Here is a 13,799-nt window from a genome sequence, read left to right on the forward strand (position 1 = left end):
CGGGCCTTCCCTCGTCCTCTCCCGGCGCTCAGCCGGCCGCGGTGAAGCGGAGGAGGATCGTCCGCGCCTCCGGCCGCATCTGGAAGTCGGGCCACACGTCCGGACCGCACGCACGGGAGCCCAGGCCGTGCTGGGCGGCGTCGATCACGAGGACCGCGCGCTCCGACGCCGGCAGCTCGTGCGGGTGCGCGGCTGCCGTGATCTCCTGCGGCGTGTGCCTCGCCAGGGTGAAGCCGGGGAGGCGCCCGTGCAGGTCGCGCGCGGCTTCGATGCGGAGCCGGGGCGAGCCCGCCTCCGTCAGCGTCAGCTCGCGCACGCTGCTGCGGTGACCGCTCTCCTGCGGGCGGGCGTACGGAGTCGTCAGCCGGTCCATGTCCGCCGTGAAGCGCCCCACCCGCGCGGCCCGGAGGCTGTCGGGGTAGGACTCGAGCGGGCCGGTGCCGAACCACTCCGCGCCGTCGATCGACGCGGGCATGTCGATCCGGATGCCCAGCCGCGGCCAGACGGAGTCCCAGCCCCGGGTCGGCACGAGGTCGACGCGGAGGACCGTGCTCTCCCCGTCGACGCTCCAGCGCTCCTCCATCAGGAGTCCCGCATCGAGGTCCGCGGCCGAGAAGCGGGTCACGCGGCGGAGCCCGGCGGAGGCGTCCACCTCCTGCACGCGGCCGACCAGGCGGTCGAGTCCGGCCTCGCGCCAGCGGGCGGCGGAGGAGGGGGCCGGCGTCCCGCGGCCGTCGCCGTCGTACGGGTCGCCGGTGACGTAGCCGGGGAAGCCCGCGCCCTCGTCGTTGTCGGTCGGGGCGCGCCAGAGCTCGGCGCGCGGTCCGTCGACGGGCAGGCCGGCGAGGGAGGCGAGCCGGCCGTCGCGGAACCGCGCGACTCCGAGCGCACCGCCCTCGAGGGGCGGAGCGGCGCGGACGGCGCGGGTCCACGCGGGCACCGCCGACGGCACGGCGAGGAGGTGCTGACCGGTGGAGAGCACGTGGCCCTCCTCCGCCCAGGCGGTCGAGGCGTCGAGGACCGCGTCGACGGTGAGCCAGGTCTCGCCGCCGGGACGCACCTCGAGCGGGGGGAGCTCGACGTGCACGGCGTCGCCGGCCGCGATGACCGGGGCGTCGAGCACTCCCTCCGCGGTGACCCGCCCGTCCCGCTCGACCCGCCACGCGAAGCGCAGATCGGCGGTGGAGGCGTCGTGTCGGCGGTTCTCGATGACGACGCCGTCGCCGCGGACCGTGAGGCGCACCGGAGCGACGATCTGCTTCCACTCGAACAGGCCCGGGCTGGGCGTGCCGTCGGAGAGCACCATGCCGTCCATCACGAAGTTGCCGTCGTGCACCACCTCGCCGAAGTCGCCGCCGTACGCGTAGTACTCGACGCCCTCCGGCGTGCGCGCCCGCAGGCCGTGGTCGCGCCACTCCCAGACGAAGCCGCCGTGCAGCCGCGGGAAGCGGTCGACGAGGTCCTCGTACTGGTCGATCGCTCCCGGGCCGTTGCCCATCGCGTGCACGTACTCGCAGAGCAGGAAGGGCTTGGAGCGCTGCCGAGCGGACTCGCCGGGGGAGCAGCCGAGCAGCGGAGTGAGCGAGCCGTCGGTGCCGATCCGCTCGGTCTCGGGGATCGAGGAGTACATCCGCGAGTACACGTCGGTGTACGCGCCGGTGTAGTCGCCCTCGTAGTGGACGGGGCGCTCCGGGTCGCGCCCGTGCACCCAGGCGGACATCGCGGCGAGGTTCGCGCCGGTGCCCGCCTCGTTGCCGAGGGACCAGAGCACGATGCTCGGGTGGTTCTTGTCGCGCTCGACAGTCCGCTCGATGCGGTCGAGGTAGGCCTCGCGCCAGGCGGGGTCGTCGCTGGGGTTGCCCGCCCAGCCGACCCGCTCGAAGCCGTGGGTCTCGAGATCGCACTCGAGGACCACCCAGAAGCCGAGCTCGTCGGCGAGGTCGAGCAGACGGGGATGCGGCGGGTAGTGGCTGGTGCGGATGGCGTTCACGTTGAAGCGCTTCATCATCGCGAGGTCCTCGCGGGCGGAGTCCTCGTCGAACGCTCGACCGCGGTCGGGGTGCGTCTCGTGGCGGTTGACTCCGTGGAAGACGACGCGCTCGCCGTTGACCAGGAAGCGGTCGCCGCGGATCTCGACCGTGCGGAAGCCGAGCCGCAGCGAGACCGTCTCGCCGGCGGAGGCGAGCGTCGCGTCGTAGAGGCGCGGAGCCTCCGCCGACCACGGCTCGACCTCGGGCACCTCGATCGCGGCGATCTCCTCCGCCGAGGCCCAGACCGTCTCGATCCCGAGCCCGGGCACGCGCAGCGTCAGCGGGAACGCGTCGGCCGCGGCGGTCACCTCCGCCTCGATGCGGCCCGCGCCGCCGGCGAAGGAGGAGCGCAGCCACACGTCCTCGATCCCGCCGACGGGGCGCGCGAGCAGGTGCACCGAGCGGAAGATCCCCGGCAGCCACCACTGGTCCTGGTCCTCCACGTAGCTCGAGGCCGACCACTGGTGCACGCGGACCACGACGAGGTTCTCGCCCGGGCGGACGACGCCGGTGACGTCGAACTCCTGCGCGAGCCGGCTGCCGGAGCCGATCCCGATCTCGACGCCGTTGACCCAGACGCGGTACCGCGAATCGACGCCGTCGAAGCGCAGGACGACCGCCTCGGCGGAGTCCCACTCCTCCGGGACCACGACGGTGCGGCGGTAGTCGCCCGTCGGGTTCGCGTCCGGAACGAACGGCGGCTCGGTCGGGAACGGGAACTGCACGTTCGTGTAGGCCGGCAGTCCGTAGCGCCCGTCGCCCTGCAGCACCCAGTGCGAGGGCACCGGCATCAGGTCCCAGCCGGAGTCGTCGAACGACTCGTCCCCGACGGCGTCCACGCCCTCGCCCTCCGGCAGCACGCCGGCGCCGCCCAGGGTTCCCGGAGCGGCGGGGAGCAGGCGGAAGCGCCACTCCCCGTCCAGCGGGAGCGCCGGGGCGTCGGTGTGCAGCCACGAGCGGGGGGCCCGGCGGCGGCCGGAGCCCGGTCCGGTGTCCGTCAGGTAGTGGGAGGTCGTCGGGGGAGTCGTCACTTCACGGAGCCTTCCGTCAGGCCGCCGCGCCAGAAGCGCTGCAGCACGATCATGGCGATGGCGAGCGGGATGATCGACAGCAGGACGCCGCCGGTCGTCAGCTCGTAGAACTCGGGCAGGCGGTCGACCTGTCCGAGCCAGTTGTTCAGTCCCAGTGTGATCGGGAACAGGTTCGTGTCCGAGAGCATCACCAGGGGCAGGAAGTAGTTGTTCCAGATCCCGACCAGCTGGAAGAGGAACACGGTGACCAGCGCGGGAGTCAGGATGCGCAGCCCGAGCGTGTGGAAGATCCGCAGCTCGCCGGCGCCGTCGATGCGCGCCGCCTCGATGATCGCGGTGTCCACGGTCGCCTGAGCGTAGATCCGGCAGAGGAACAGCCCGAACGGCGAGACGAGCGAGGGGATCAGCACGCTCCAGTAGGTGTTCGCGATGCCCATCTGGCTGAAGAGCAGGAACAGCGGCAGAGCGGTCGCGGTGCCCGGCACCAGGACGCCCGCGAGGATCGTGCCGAACACGAGCCTGCTGCCGCGGAACTCGTACTTGGCCAGCGCGTAGCCGCCCGCCGCGGCGAGGTAGGTCGCGAGCAGGGCGCCCACTCCGGCGTAGAGGACGGAGTTGAGGAACCAGCGGACGAAGATGCCGTCGCCGTAGGTCAGCACCTGCGTCAGGTTGTCCCAGAGCGCGAACGTCGGGGCGAACCAGAAGCCGTAGGTGGCGAAGAGGTCCTCGGTCGTCTTGGTCGCCGCGACGACGACCCAGTAGACGGGGATGAGGAAGTAGACCGCCACGACGACGAGGATCGCGGTGACGATGATGGTCGAGGCGCGGTTGCGGCCGGCCGAGCGGTCGGGCCCGCGTCCGGCCTTCACGGGGCGGTCGGCGGTGACGACTCCGGTGGTCGTGGTCGGCGGGGTCTCGGTGCGGCTCATGACGACCTCCTGTTCGAGATCGAGAGGAACGTGAAGGAGAGCAGGAACGCGACCAGCGCGATCAGGACGGCCTGGGCGGCGGCGACGTTGTAGTCGTTGTAGGCGAAGGCCGTGGTGTACGCGCTGAGGTTCGGCGTGTACTGGCTGTCGATCGCCGGAGCGACCGTCTTCAGCACCTGCGCCTCGGCGAACAGCTGGAGCGTGCCGATGATCGAGAAGATCGTCGTCAGCACCAGCGCGGGGCGGATGAGCGGCAGCTGGATGCTGCGGGCGACGCGCCAGGTGGAGGCGCCGTCGACCTTCGCCGCCTCGTAGAGCTCGACCGGGATCGCCTTGAGCTGGGCGACGATGATCAGCATGTTGTAGCCGGTGTAGCTCCAGAGCGAGATGTTCGCGATCGACCAGAGCACGGTGTCCGCACCGAGGAAGTCGGGCTGGAGCCCGACCACGTTCGCCGCGTCGATGAGCGGGCTGAGGCCGGGCACGTAGAGGAACGACCAGAGGATCGTCGCGATCACTCCGGGCACTCCGTAAGGGAGGAAGTAGGCCGCACGGAAGAAGCCGGGGAACTTCGCCGACGCCGACTCGAGCATCAGCGCGAGGACGGTGCAGAGGGCGATCATCACCGGCACCTGGACGATGCCGAAGAGGAACATCCGCCCGATGGAGGCGATGAAGTTGCCGTCGGCGAGGGCCTGCGCGTAGTTGTCGAAGCCCGCGAACCCGCTGGTGACCCCGGCCTCGCCGAAGAGGCCGGAGCGCGTCACCTTCGTGAAGCTGGAGCCGACGGCGACGACGATCGGGACGATGAACGTGAGGACGAACAGGGCCAGGAAGGGTCCGAGGAGGATCCACGGGGCGCGGGCGACCGCGCGGCTGCGCCGGGGCGCGCCCGGCGTCCGCGTGGTGGCCGCGACCGCGGCGGCGGCGGGGGAGGTCGTGGTGGTCATGCGGAGGCCCTCCTGATGCTCAGGCCCTTGTTCTCGAAGACCGTGATGATCTGCTGCTCCGCCTCGGCGACCGCGTCCACGAGCGAGAGCCCGGACGCCTTCTTCCGGAAGCCGTCGCTGAGGATGTTGAAGGACTGCTGCGTGACGGGCCACCAGGACCAGTCCGGGTTCTGCTCCTTCGATGCGGGCACGAGGACGTCCTCGTTGTAGTTCTGCCCGCTGAAGAAGTCGCTCGGACCCTTGCGGGCCGTGCCGATCTCGCCGACCGCGGGAGACCAGCCGATGCCGCTGTTGGTGATCATCGCGTCGATGCCCTCCTGCGTGGTGGTCATCCAGACGGCGAACGCGATCGCCTCCTCCGGGTGCTTGCTGCTCGAGAACACCGCCGCGGTCGATCCGCCGAGGAAGCTCGAGCCGAAGCCGGTGTCGCCCCAGACGGGCATGGGAGCAGCGCGCCACTTGCCCGCGCCTCCGCTGACTCCCTCGATCAGGGCGTCGCCCCAGCTGCCGGTGGCGCAGGAGGCGATGCCGCCCTTCGCCGCGGCCGCGAACCACGCGGGGGAGTACGCGCCGTAGCCGGTCTGCACCAGGTCCTGGTCGATGGCCGTGTCGAAGAAGGAGGCGACGCGCGTCGTGGCGTCGTCGGTCATGTCGATGACCCAGCCGTCCTCCTCCGGGCGCAGCCACTGCGCACCGGCCTGCGTCGCGAACGCGGCGAAGACCGAGGCGTCGGCGAGGGGGAAGCAGTCGATGTAGGAGCCGGCTCCGCGCAGCTCCGTCGCCACCGCGGCCCAGTCGTCCCAGGTCGTCGGCGGCTCCGCACCCACCTTCCCGAACACCTCGGGCTGGTAGAAGAGCGCCATCGGGCCGCTGTCCTGCGGGATGCCGTAGACGCCGCCGGTGTAGCTGACCTGGCCCCAGAGCGTGGGGTCGTACAGGTCGCGATACTGCTCGACGCCGTACCGGGTGAGGTCGACCAGGCCGTTGACGAGCATGAACTCGGGGACGGAGCGGATCTCGACCTGGCCGAGGTCCGGCCCGCCGCCCGCGGCGAGGGCCGAGTAGAGCTTCTGGTACCCGCCCGCGTTGCCGCCGGGGATCCAGACGGCCTCGACCTGGATCTCGGGGTGCGAGGCGTTCCAGACGTCGCAGACCTTCTGCAGGTCCTTCAGCCAGCCCCAGTACTGCAGGCGGACCGGGCCGGTGGCCGGGGCGATCGTCGGCGCCGTGTTGACCGAGACGGTGCCCGGTGTCGCGCAGGCCGTCAGGCTCCCGAGTGCCGCGGTGCCGAGACCGGCGGCGATGAGCTGTCTCCGGGTGAACGGATGCATCTTCCCTCACTTCGTCGTGGTGGAGAGCCGGGGAGTCTCACCCGGCGATGATCGGGACGCTACCACGAATTCGAGTAGGTACTCGAAATTGGCGGCACTGCTCCTCCGCCGCCGCTACGCTGGCCGTTCGAGGGGCACGGCGAGGTGCCTCCAGTGCTGAGGAGGGGTCGATGGCGGAGGCGACGAGGCGACGCGGCCCGTACGCGAAGTCGGCCGAGCGCCGCCGCGCCATCATCGAGGCGGCCCACCAGGTCTTCGCTGCACGGGGCTACGCCCGCGGCTCCCTCCAGGAGGTCGCCGACCGCGTCGGGCTCAGCCAGACGAGCCTCCTGCACTACTTCCCGTCGAAGACCGACCTGCTCTTCGCGGTCCTCGAGCACCGCGACCTGATCACGGGCGACGGTTCCTCGCCGCCCGACCCGGAGGAGGGGCTGGTCGCCGGCATCCTGCGGCAGACCCGCTACAACGAGACGGCGCCCGGAGTGATCGAGCTGTACGCCGTGCTCTGCGGCGAGTCGACGACGCAGGAGCACCCGGGGCGCGACTTCTTCGCCGCGCGGTTCCGCCGCCTCCGCAGCGAGTACGCGGCCGAGCTGCGCGAGCTCCAGGCAGCCGGGCGCCTGCGCGAGGGGTCCGATCCGGAGCGGGTGGCGGCGTCGATCATCGCGCTCTGGGACGGTGTGCAGCTGCAGTGGCTGCTCGAGCGCGACGCGGTGGACATGGTGGCGTGCCTGGCCGACTACCTCGACCTCGTGGTGCTGCCGGCTCCCTAGCCGCTGGCGCGAGGGAACCCCGGCCCGTCGAGGGGAACCGCCGTCCGCGGCGGTCTCGATGGTCCGGGGTTCCCGCGACCGTGGTGCGCGCCTAGGGCAGCAGGCGGGTCGGGCCGCGGAACAGGTAGGTGACCTCGCGGAGGTTCGCCTGGTTCAGCATCAGCATGATCACGCGCGAGAGGCCCATGCCGAAGCCGCCGTGCGGCGGGACGCCGTAGCGGAAGAAGTCGAGGTAGAACTCGAGCTCCTCCGGGTCCAGGCCCTTCTCGCGGGCCTGCTCGACGAGGACGTCGACGCGGTGCTCGCGCTGGGCTCCGGTCGAGATCTCGACGCCGTTGTAGATGAGGTCGTAGCTGTTGGTGATCGTCCCGTCGCCCTCGCGGCGCATGTGGTAGAACGGCCGGATGCTCGACGCGTAGTCGGTGAGGAACACGAAGTCGTGCCCGAACTCCTCCTGCACGTAGGCCGCGATGCGGCGCTCGCCCTCGGGGTCCATGTCGTCGTCGGCGCGGGGCACCTCGTAGCCGCGCTCGGCGACGATGCGCTTGGCCTCGGCGAGCGGGATGCGCGGGAACGGCGTGGTCGGGACGGTCAGGTCGATGTCGAAGAGCGCCTTGACCTCGGCGCCGTGCTTCTCGACGACGGCGGTGAGGCCGGCGACCATCAGCTGCTCGTGCAGCTCCATGACGTCCTCGTGCGAGTCGATCCAGGAGACCTCGGCGTCGACGCTCGTGAACTCGGTCGCGTGACGCGAGGTGAAGCTGGGGTCGGCGCGGAAGGCGGGGCCGACCTCGAAGACTTTGCCGAAGCCGGCGGGCTGCGCCATCTGCTTGAAGAACTGGGGGCTCTGCGCCAGGTAGGCCTTCGTCTCGAAGTACTCGACCTCGAAGAGCTCGGCCCGCGACTCCGAGGCGCTCGCCATGAGCTTCGGGGTGTGGATCTCGATGAAGTCGTGCTCGATCCAGTACGTGCGCAGCGCGTGCTCGAACGTGGTCTGCACGCGGGCGATGAGGTTCTGCTCGGGACGGCGCAGGTCGAGGAAGCGCCAGTCCATGCGCTTGTCGATGCCGGAGTCGGGTGCGATCGGCGCCTCCGGGATCGACGCGGCGACGACCTCGAGCGTCTCGAGCTTGACCTCGATGCCGCCGAGCTTCACGCGCTCGTCGTGCTTGAGCGCGCCGGTGACGGTGATGAAGGAGCCCTGGGCGAGGCCGGAGATCTCCTCGGTGATCGCGAGGCGCGCAGCCGACGCGTCGTCGCCCTCGACGGCCTCGCGCACGGCCGGGTTCACCAGCTGCACGGCACCCGACTCGTCGCGCAGGACGACGAACTGCACCTTCTTCTGGTCGCGCACGGTCTCGACCCAGCCGGACACGCGGACGGGTCCGTCCTCGAGCGCGGCGAGCTTCTTGACAGTGGTTCGGGGGAGGCGGGTCTCGTCGGTCACGGTAGGGGAGTCTACTCGGGGGCAGTTCGCGCGCCCTCCGAGTTCTCTGCAGCCCTTCGCGTCGATCCCGCTCGCGGAACCAGCGGAGTCTGACTTTAGCGGCCGAGAAACCGCCGAAAAAACATGACAGATGCTCGGATGCGATCTAGAGGAATTGTGCATTTCTGAAATTCACTCGCTAATTGGCGAGCAATATACATATGAAACTTTTGTGATCCTGCGCGTCATCGTCGGTACACTTGTACCGTGGATCTTCAACGGATTGAGACTCAAGCGCGCGCATTGCTTCACGCGGCTAGTCGATATACACATCCTACCGAGAAACAGGCCTTTGCGGATCTGGCTGCCAATGGTGATGTGTCATGGAGAGAGGATCCCGAGCGGGTACGCCTAAATGCAAGATCAATTGACGTTCTTGAGCGGCTAAGGTTTATTGAACTCGCGATTAATGGATATGGTTCGCAAATTTCGCAGGCGGGTCGCCGAGCGCTTAGTGATCCTGCGCTTCTCACGGAGAAGGCGCAGTGGCTAGACGAATGGATTGAACTCGAAGAGCTTCGCGAGCAACTCGACCTAGAGCGAGCTTCATCGACAAATACCTTAAGCGAGCTGACGATAACGAATTGGAGACAGTTTTCCGCGGTGAGCATCGTCTTTCATTCCTCGCTCACCGTGCTGACTGGGGCGAATGGAGCAGGCAAGACTACGTTGCTCAACATTCTCGGACCACATTTCAACTGGCCAGCGCAGCTGCTGGTCAGTGGAGATGACCGCTCAGGCGCCGAAAAGACAGGTTCAGTCGGAACATTATATTACTCCAACGGGGCGCGAACGGACCTACTGCAGTCTAACGGTTCCGGAACGCGGAATGCTCCACTACAAATGAGTTCCATGCAGACCGTGCCGGGTATCTTCATAAATTCCCATCGGTCGGTCAGCTTTTATCAGCCACTAGAGTCTTTACCGCCACGCTTTTCGGAGTCGGACACCCTCCTGCAACAATTCTCCTCTGAAATTCAGGTGAGATATGCTGGCGGGGCTTCGAATCACTCTCCTCTCTACCGCATGAAGGAGGCATTGGTTGCTGCAGCAATGTACGCCTACGGGAACACTGCTGTGCGCCAAAATGAAGCGGCGCGCGACGTGTGGGAGGGTTACCAGCGAATTCTCCGGACGTTTCTTCCTAAAGCCCTCGAGTTTGATCGCTTACTAGTCGACGATGCGGAAATAATCCTCGTAACAAAAAACGCCGAGTTTCCGCTCGAGGCTGTGTCAGGAGGAATAGGCGCAATGCTAGAGCTCTCTTGGCAGATCTTTCTCCGGCAGAGAAACCAGTTGGCGTTTACGGTTTGCATTGACGAGCCGGAAAATCACCTCCATCCCGAACTTCAGAGGTCGCTTATACCTTCACTCTTGCGGGCCTTTCCTAATGTCAATTTTATCGTTGCTACCCATAGCCCTTTGGTTGTAACTGCAGTTCGCGACGCGAATGTTTACGCATTGAGCAAGGGCGAAGATGGTCGAGTTCGCTCTCGAAGGGTCGAGAATATCAACCCGACAGCTACGCCTGATGAGACGCTTATGTCTGTTCTTGGTCTTGACTCTGCGCTACCAATCTGGGCCGAAACTGAGCTTGAAGGTCTAATGAGTGGTCTCGGGGAAAGTCCGTCGGCAGATGAATTACGCGCCTTCCGCTCGGAGCTGAAGCGGTTGGGTCTTGATCGGCAATTTCCTGCTGCGGTTCGAGCAATCGAGGCGCGGGGCTAAATGCGAAGACTTAGCAAGAACTCGGCACCGGAATGGCTCCAGCTGCATCAGGAAGAAAGGACGCGCGAATATTTAGCAGCGCCGAAAGATCATAAACCCCGGCCGTGGAGTAACACTGAAGTGATAAATGCGCTGAAGATCGAAGCGTCACACAAATGCATTTACTGCGAAAGCATCATCGATGACGTCTCCTATTCTACGGTCGACCATATCAAGCCAAAAAAAGTGTTTCCAGATATGGTTCTCGATTGGAAAAATCTGGGAATTGCATGTTCGCGATGCAACACAAATAAGTCTGATTATTGGACGAATGATGAGGGCCTGAGACTGCTCAACCCATTTGAGGACGACATTGAGGAGCATCTACAGTTCCTTGGCCCTTTAACCGTCGCCCTTCTGTCGAGTTCTCGTGGTAAGAATACACTTCGGCAACTTAAATTTGTTGAACGGGAAGATTTGCTTATTTCAAGAATGCGCAGGATAGAGGACCTGGACCGAATATTACGAATCTGGGCAGACACGGACAATCCTGAGTACAGAGCAGTATACGCCGAGGATGTGCGGGACTGCATAGGCGAATCCCGAGAATTTGCAGGAGTCCTTCGTTCGTATGCAGCGTCTCTAGGATTTGAAGTTTAAGACCGACGGCGCCGACTCGGCTGGCCAAGGAGTACTGGTTTCGGGAATTTACTTACAAACTTTTGTGAGGTCATGCTGACTGACGGGTTTGCCAAGTCTGGTAGTTACTTGAACGCCTTGCTGGCAGTGCCGGAAATGCCACGCGCAGGATCGACGAGGGCTACTCGCGCGGCATGCTGTGACGCACGCCGATGCGATTAAGCCCGGATCTGCTGGCCTTCATCCATGGCTGACGCTGAGGGCCCGCGAGGGAGGCGGGGTTGAGCGCCGGACTCGCGAGCGCCGACTCGCCGGTCCTGCGGTCTGGCGTGCGTGGAGGGAGGCCATGATCGCCTCTTGCGCGTCGGACGCATGCGGTCGCGAGCACGCGAGCACGCGAGGGGCGTTACGGGCGCACCAAGGGAGGGGAACAGCGGATGCGGCACGTCACGCGTCTCGCCGGGTGGGTGCGGCGGATGCTCGTGCCGAGCGGGGACCTGCGCGAGCGGCGCATGTTCGGCGGGATAGCGTTCCTCCCCGAGCGCCGGCCCTTCGTCTGTGTCTCATGCCGAGAGGCGGCCTGGTGGCGCGGGTGCCGCTCGAGAGGGACGGGGACTTCGCGTCGCTCGTCGGCGCTCGCTGCCGAGCGATGGGGCGGTGCCGGCCGAGGGGCTCAGGCTGGATCGACGTCGACGCCGACGCCGACGCCGTGGAGCGCGACGGCGATCTGTAGCGCTGAAGTGACGTCGCGCTTGACTTCCATACCTGCGGAGGGTTCGGAGGATAGGCGGAGCCAAGCCGCGGTGTCGCGCAGCCAGCCCCACTAGCGTCGGAGCATGAGCACCGCACTGATCACCGGCGCCTCCTCCGGCATCGGCCTCGCGTTCGCCCGGGCGTTCGCGCGCCGCGGCTGGAGCCTCGTCCTCGTCGCCCGCAGCGAGCAGCGCCTCCAGGAGGCGGCGGCCGGACTGCGCGGCCTCGGCGCCGCGGCGGTCGAGGTCCTGCCCGCCGACCTCGGCGACCGCGAGCAGGTCGAGCAGGTGCGAGCGCGGCTCGTCGATCCTGCCCGGCCCGTCCGCGTCCTCGTCAACAACGCCGGCTTCGGGATCGACGGGACCTTCGCCGAGCCGGACGTCGCCGCTCAGGACCACGCCTTCGAGGTGATGGTTCGCTCGGTCGCCGTGCTCTCGGGTGCGGCGGCCGAGGCGATGACCGCCCGCGGCCGCGGCGCGATCCTCACGGTGTCGAGCGTCGCGGGCTTCGTGCACCTCGGCCCCTACTCCGCGGTGAAGGCGTGGGCGACCGCCTTCGCGCAGTCGCTGGCCGTCGAGCTGCGCGGCACGGGCGTCCGCTCGGCCGCGCTCTGCCCGGGCTGGGTGCGCACCGAGTTCCACGAGCGGGCGGCGATGGACACCTCCTCCATCCCCTCCTTCCTCTGGCTCGACGCGGACGCGGTGGTGGAGGAGTTCCTCCGCGACGTCGCGCGCGGCTCCGTCGTCTCGGTGCCGTCGCTGCGCTTCGGGGTCCCGATGGCCGTGGTGCGGCACCTGCCCGGACCGCTCGTGCGGCGGCTGTCGGCGGCGGTCTCGGCGCGCCGCTGAGGCTCCGCTCAGGTCCGGCTCAGGCGACCCTTTCCCGGCGTTCCCCCACGCCGCGTTCCGTACACTTGTCGCTCGTGGTTGCCGATCAGATCCATCTCGTGCGGCACGGCGAGGTGTTCAACCCCGACCGGGTCCTCTACGGACGACTCCCGAACTTCCGGCTCTCGGATCTGGGCCACCGCATGGCCCGCTCCGCCGCCGACGACCTGCTCGAGCGCCGGCGCCACGTCACGGCGCTGATCGCGTCGCCGCTCCAGCGCACGCAGGAGTCCGCGCAGCCGATCTCGCAGGCGTTCGAGCTCGAGATCCGCACCGATGAGCGGGTGATCGAGCCGAGCAACCGCTTCGAGGGGAAGTCCCTCGCCGCGCGCAGCTCCGCCCTGCGGAACCCCAAGCACTGGCCGTGGCTCCGCAATCCCTTCGAGCCCAGCTGGGGCGAGCCGTACCTCTCCATCTCGGCGCGGATGTACGCGGCGATCGAGTCGGCGTGGCAGGGCACCGAGGAGGGCGACGCCGCGATCGTCAGCCACCAGCTCCCCATCTGGACGGTCCACCGCGCCCTCGCCGGCGAGCGCCTCTTCCACGATCCGCGCAAGCGCCGCTGCGCCCTCTCGAGTATCACGACCCTCGAGCGCCGCGGCGACGGATTCGTCGAGGTCGGCTACTCCGACCCGGCCGCCGGCCTGCAGGGCCTGGCCACCGACGTGGGAGCGGTCTGATGCGCCGGACGGGGCGGCTCCGCGCCGCGGGCGTCCTCGCGCTGGCCGCCGCGCTCGCGCTGACGGGCTGCTCCGAGGATCCGCTCGCCGACCAGTACCGCAACGGCAGCAACAAGGGCTACATCTCGGGGGACGGCACCGTCACCGAGATCGCCGCCGCCGACCGGGACGACCCCATCGTCTTCTCCGGCACCGACGAGACCGGCGCCACCATCGACTCCGCGGATCTCGCCGGGCAGGTCGTCGTCGTCAACTTCTGGTACGCCAGCTGCGCCCCGTGCCGCGCCGAGGCCGCGGACCTCGAGACGGTGAACACGGAGTTCGCCGACAAGGGCGTGTCGTTCGTCGGCGTCAACGTGCGCGATCAGGCCCCCACCGCGGCCGCCTTCGCCGAGACCTTCGGGCTCGGCTACCCCTCCATCGTCGACACCGACTCGTCGGTGCAGCTCGCCTTCACCGGCACCGTCCCGCCGAACGCCGTGCCCACGACGCTCGTCCTCGACAGGGAGGGGCGCGTCGCGTCGCGCATCCTCGGCCAGCTCCAGGAGGCGTCGATCCTCTCGACCCTCGTGGGCGACACGCTCGCCGAGGAGGAGTAGCGGC

The 13,799-nt window shown here is 68.0% G+C and carries 11 protein-coding genes; 6 read left to right on the top strand and 5 right to left on the bottom strand.

Annotated elements, in window-relative coordinates:
* Positions 1–28 precede the first annotated feature (28 nt).
* From C5C69_RS01515 to C5C69_RS01530, 4 genes are read right to left on the bottom strand one after another with little or no spacing between them, the layout of a single operon-like run.
* Positions 29–3,061 (bottom strand): glycoside hydrolase family 2 TIM barrel-domain containing protein, encoded by a 3,033-nt coding sequence (locus C5C69_RS01515; RefSeq protein ID WP_219812331.1) that lies wholly within the window; start codon positions 3,059–3,061, stop codon positions 29–31.
* Entirely contained in the window at positions 3,058–3,990 is a 933-nt protein-coding gene (locus C5C69_RS01520) for a carbohydrate ABC transporter permease (protein ID WP_104225919.1), read from the bottom strand. The genes C5C69_RS01515 and C5C69_RS01520 overlap by 4 nt, the downstream gene beginning before the upstream one ends.
* Positions 3,987–4,940, bottom strand: a complete 954-nt coding sequence (locus C5C69_RS01525; RefSeq protein WP_104225918.1) for a carbohydrate ABC transporter permease — start codon at positions 4,938–4,940, stop codon at positions 3,987–3,989. Before C5C69_RS01525 ends, C5C69_RS01520 begins: the two co-directional genes overlap by 4 nt.
* Positions 4,937–6,271, bottom strand: coding sequence for an ABC transporter substrate-binding protein (locus C5C69_RS01530; RefSeq protein WP_104257153.1), 1,335 nt, complete (start codon positions 6,269–6,271; stop codon positions 4,937–4,939). The genes C5C69_RS01525 and C5C69_RS01530 overlap by 4 nt, the downstream gene beginning before the upstream one ends.
* A 170-nt stretch (positions 6,272–6,441) precedes the next feature.
* Here C5C69_RS01530 and C5C69_RS01535 point away from each other — a divergent pair, with 170 nt between their 5' ends.
* Positions 6,442–7,044, top strand: coding sequence for a TetR/AcrR family transcriptional regulator (locus tag C5C69_RS01535; protein WP_258059745.1), 603 nt, complete (start codon positions 6,442–6,444; stop codon positions 7,042–7,044).
* Between the two features lie 91 nt (positions 7,045–7,135).
* Here the strand turns inward: C5C69_RS01535 and aspS are convergent, their stop codons facing one another.
* The gene (gene aspS / locus C5C69_RS01540) at positions 7,136–8,491 is read right to left on the bottom strand and encodes an aspartate--tRNA(Asn) ligase (RefSeq protein ID WP_244229585.1); all 1,356 of its coding nucleotides are present in this window, start codon (positions 8,489–8,491) and stop codon (positions 7,136–7,138) included.
* 246 nt (positions 8,492–8,737) lie between these two features.
* On the opposite strand from aspS, the gene C5C69_RS01545 reads away from it, so the two are divergent.
* The 5 genes from C5C69_RS01545 (at position 8,738) to C5C69_RS01565 (ending at position 13,795) form a co-directional block, all read left to right on the top strand.
* Positions 8,738–10,258, top strand: coding sequence for an AAA family ATPase (locus C5C69_RS01545; protein ID WP_104257156.1), 1,521 nt, complete (start codon positions 8,738–8,740; stop codon positions 10,256–10,258).
* Positions 10,259–10,897 carry an HNH endonuclease gene (locus C5C69_RS17430; RefSeq protein WP_104257157.1) on the top strand — a complete coding sequence of 213 codons (639 nt, stop codon included), beginning with the start codon at positions 10,259–10,261 and terminating at the stop codon, positions 10,895–10,897.
* 815 nt (positions 10,898–11,712) lie between these two features.
* Positions 11,713–12,477 carry an SDR family oxidoreductase gene (locus C5C69_RS01555; protein WP_104257158.1) on the top strand — a complete coding sequence of 255 codons (765 nt, stop codon included), beginning with the start codon at positions 11,713–11,715 and terminating at the stop codon, positions 12,475–12,477.
* A gap of 74 nt (positions 12,478–12,551) precedes the next feature.
* Entirely contained in the window at positions 12,552–13,196 is a 645-nt protein-coding gene (locus C5C69_RS01560) for a histidine phosphatase family protein (RefSeq protein ID WP_104257159.1), read from the top strand.
* On the top strand, positions 13,196–13,795 hold the full coding sequence (locus C5C69_RS01565; protein ID WP_104224865.1) for a TlpA disulfide reductase family protein: 600 nt from the start codon (positions 13,196–13,198) through the stop codon (positions 13,793–13,795). The genes C5C69_RS01560 and C5C69_RS01565 overlap by 1 nt, the downstream gene beginning before the upstream one ends.
* Positions 13,796–13,799: the final 4 nt, after the last annotated feature.

The organism is Rathayibacter sp. AY1C7 (genome assembly GCF_002931865.1).
Lineage (GTDB): Bacteria > Actinomycetota > Actinomycetes > Actinomycetales > Microbacteriaceae > Rathayibacter.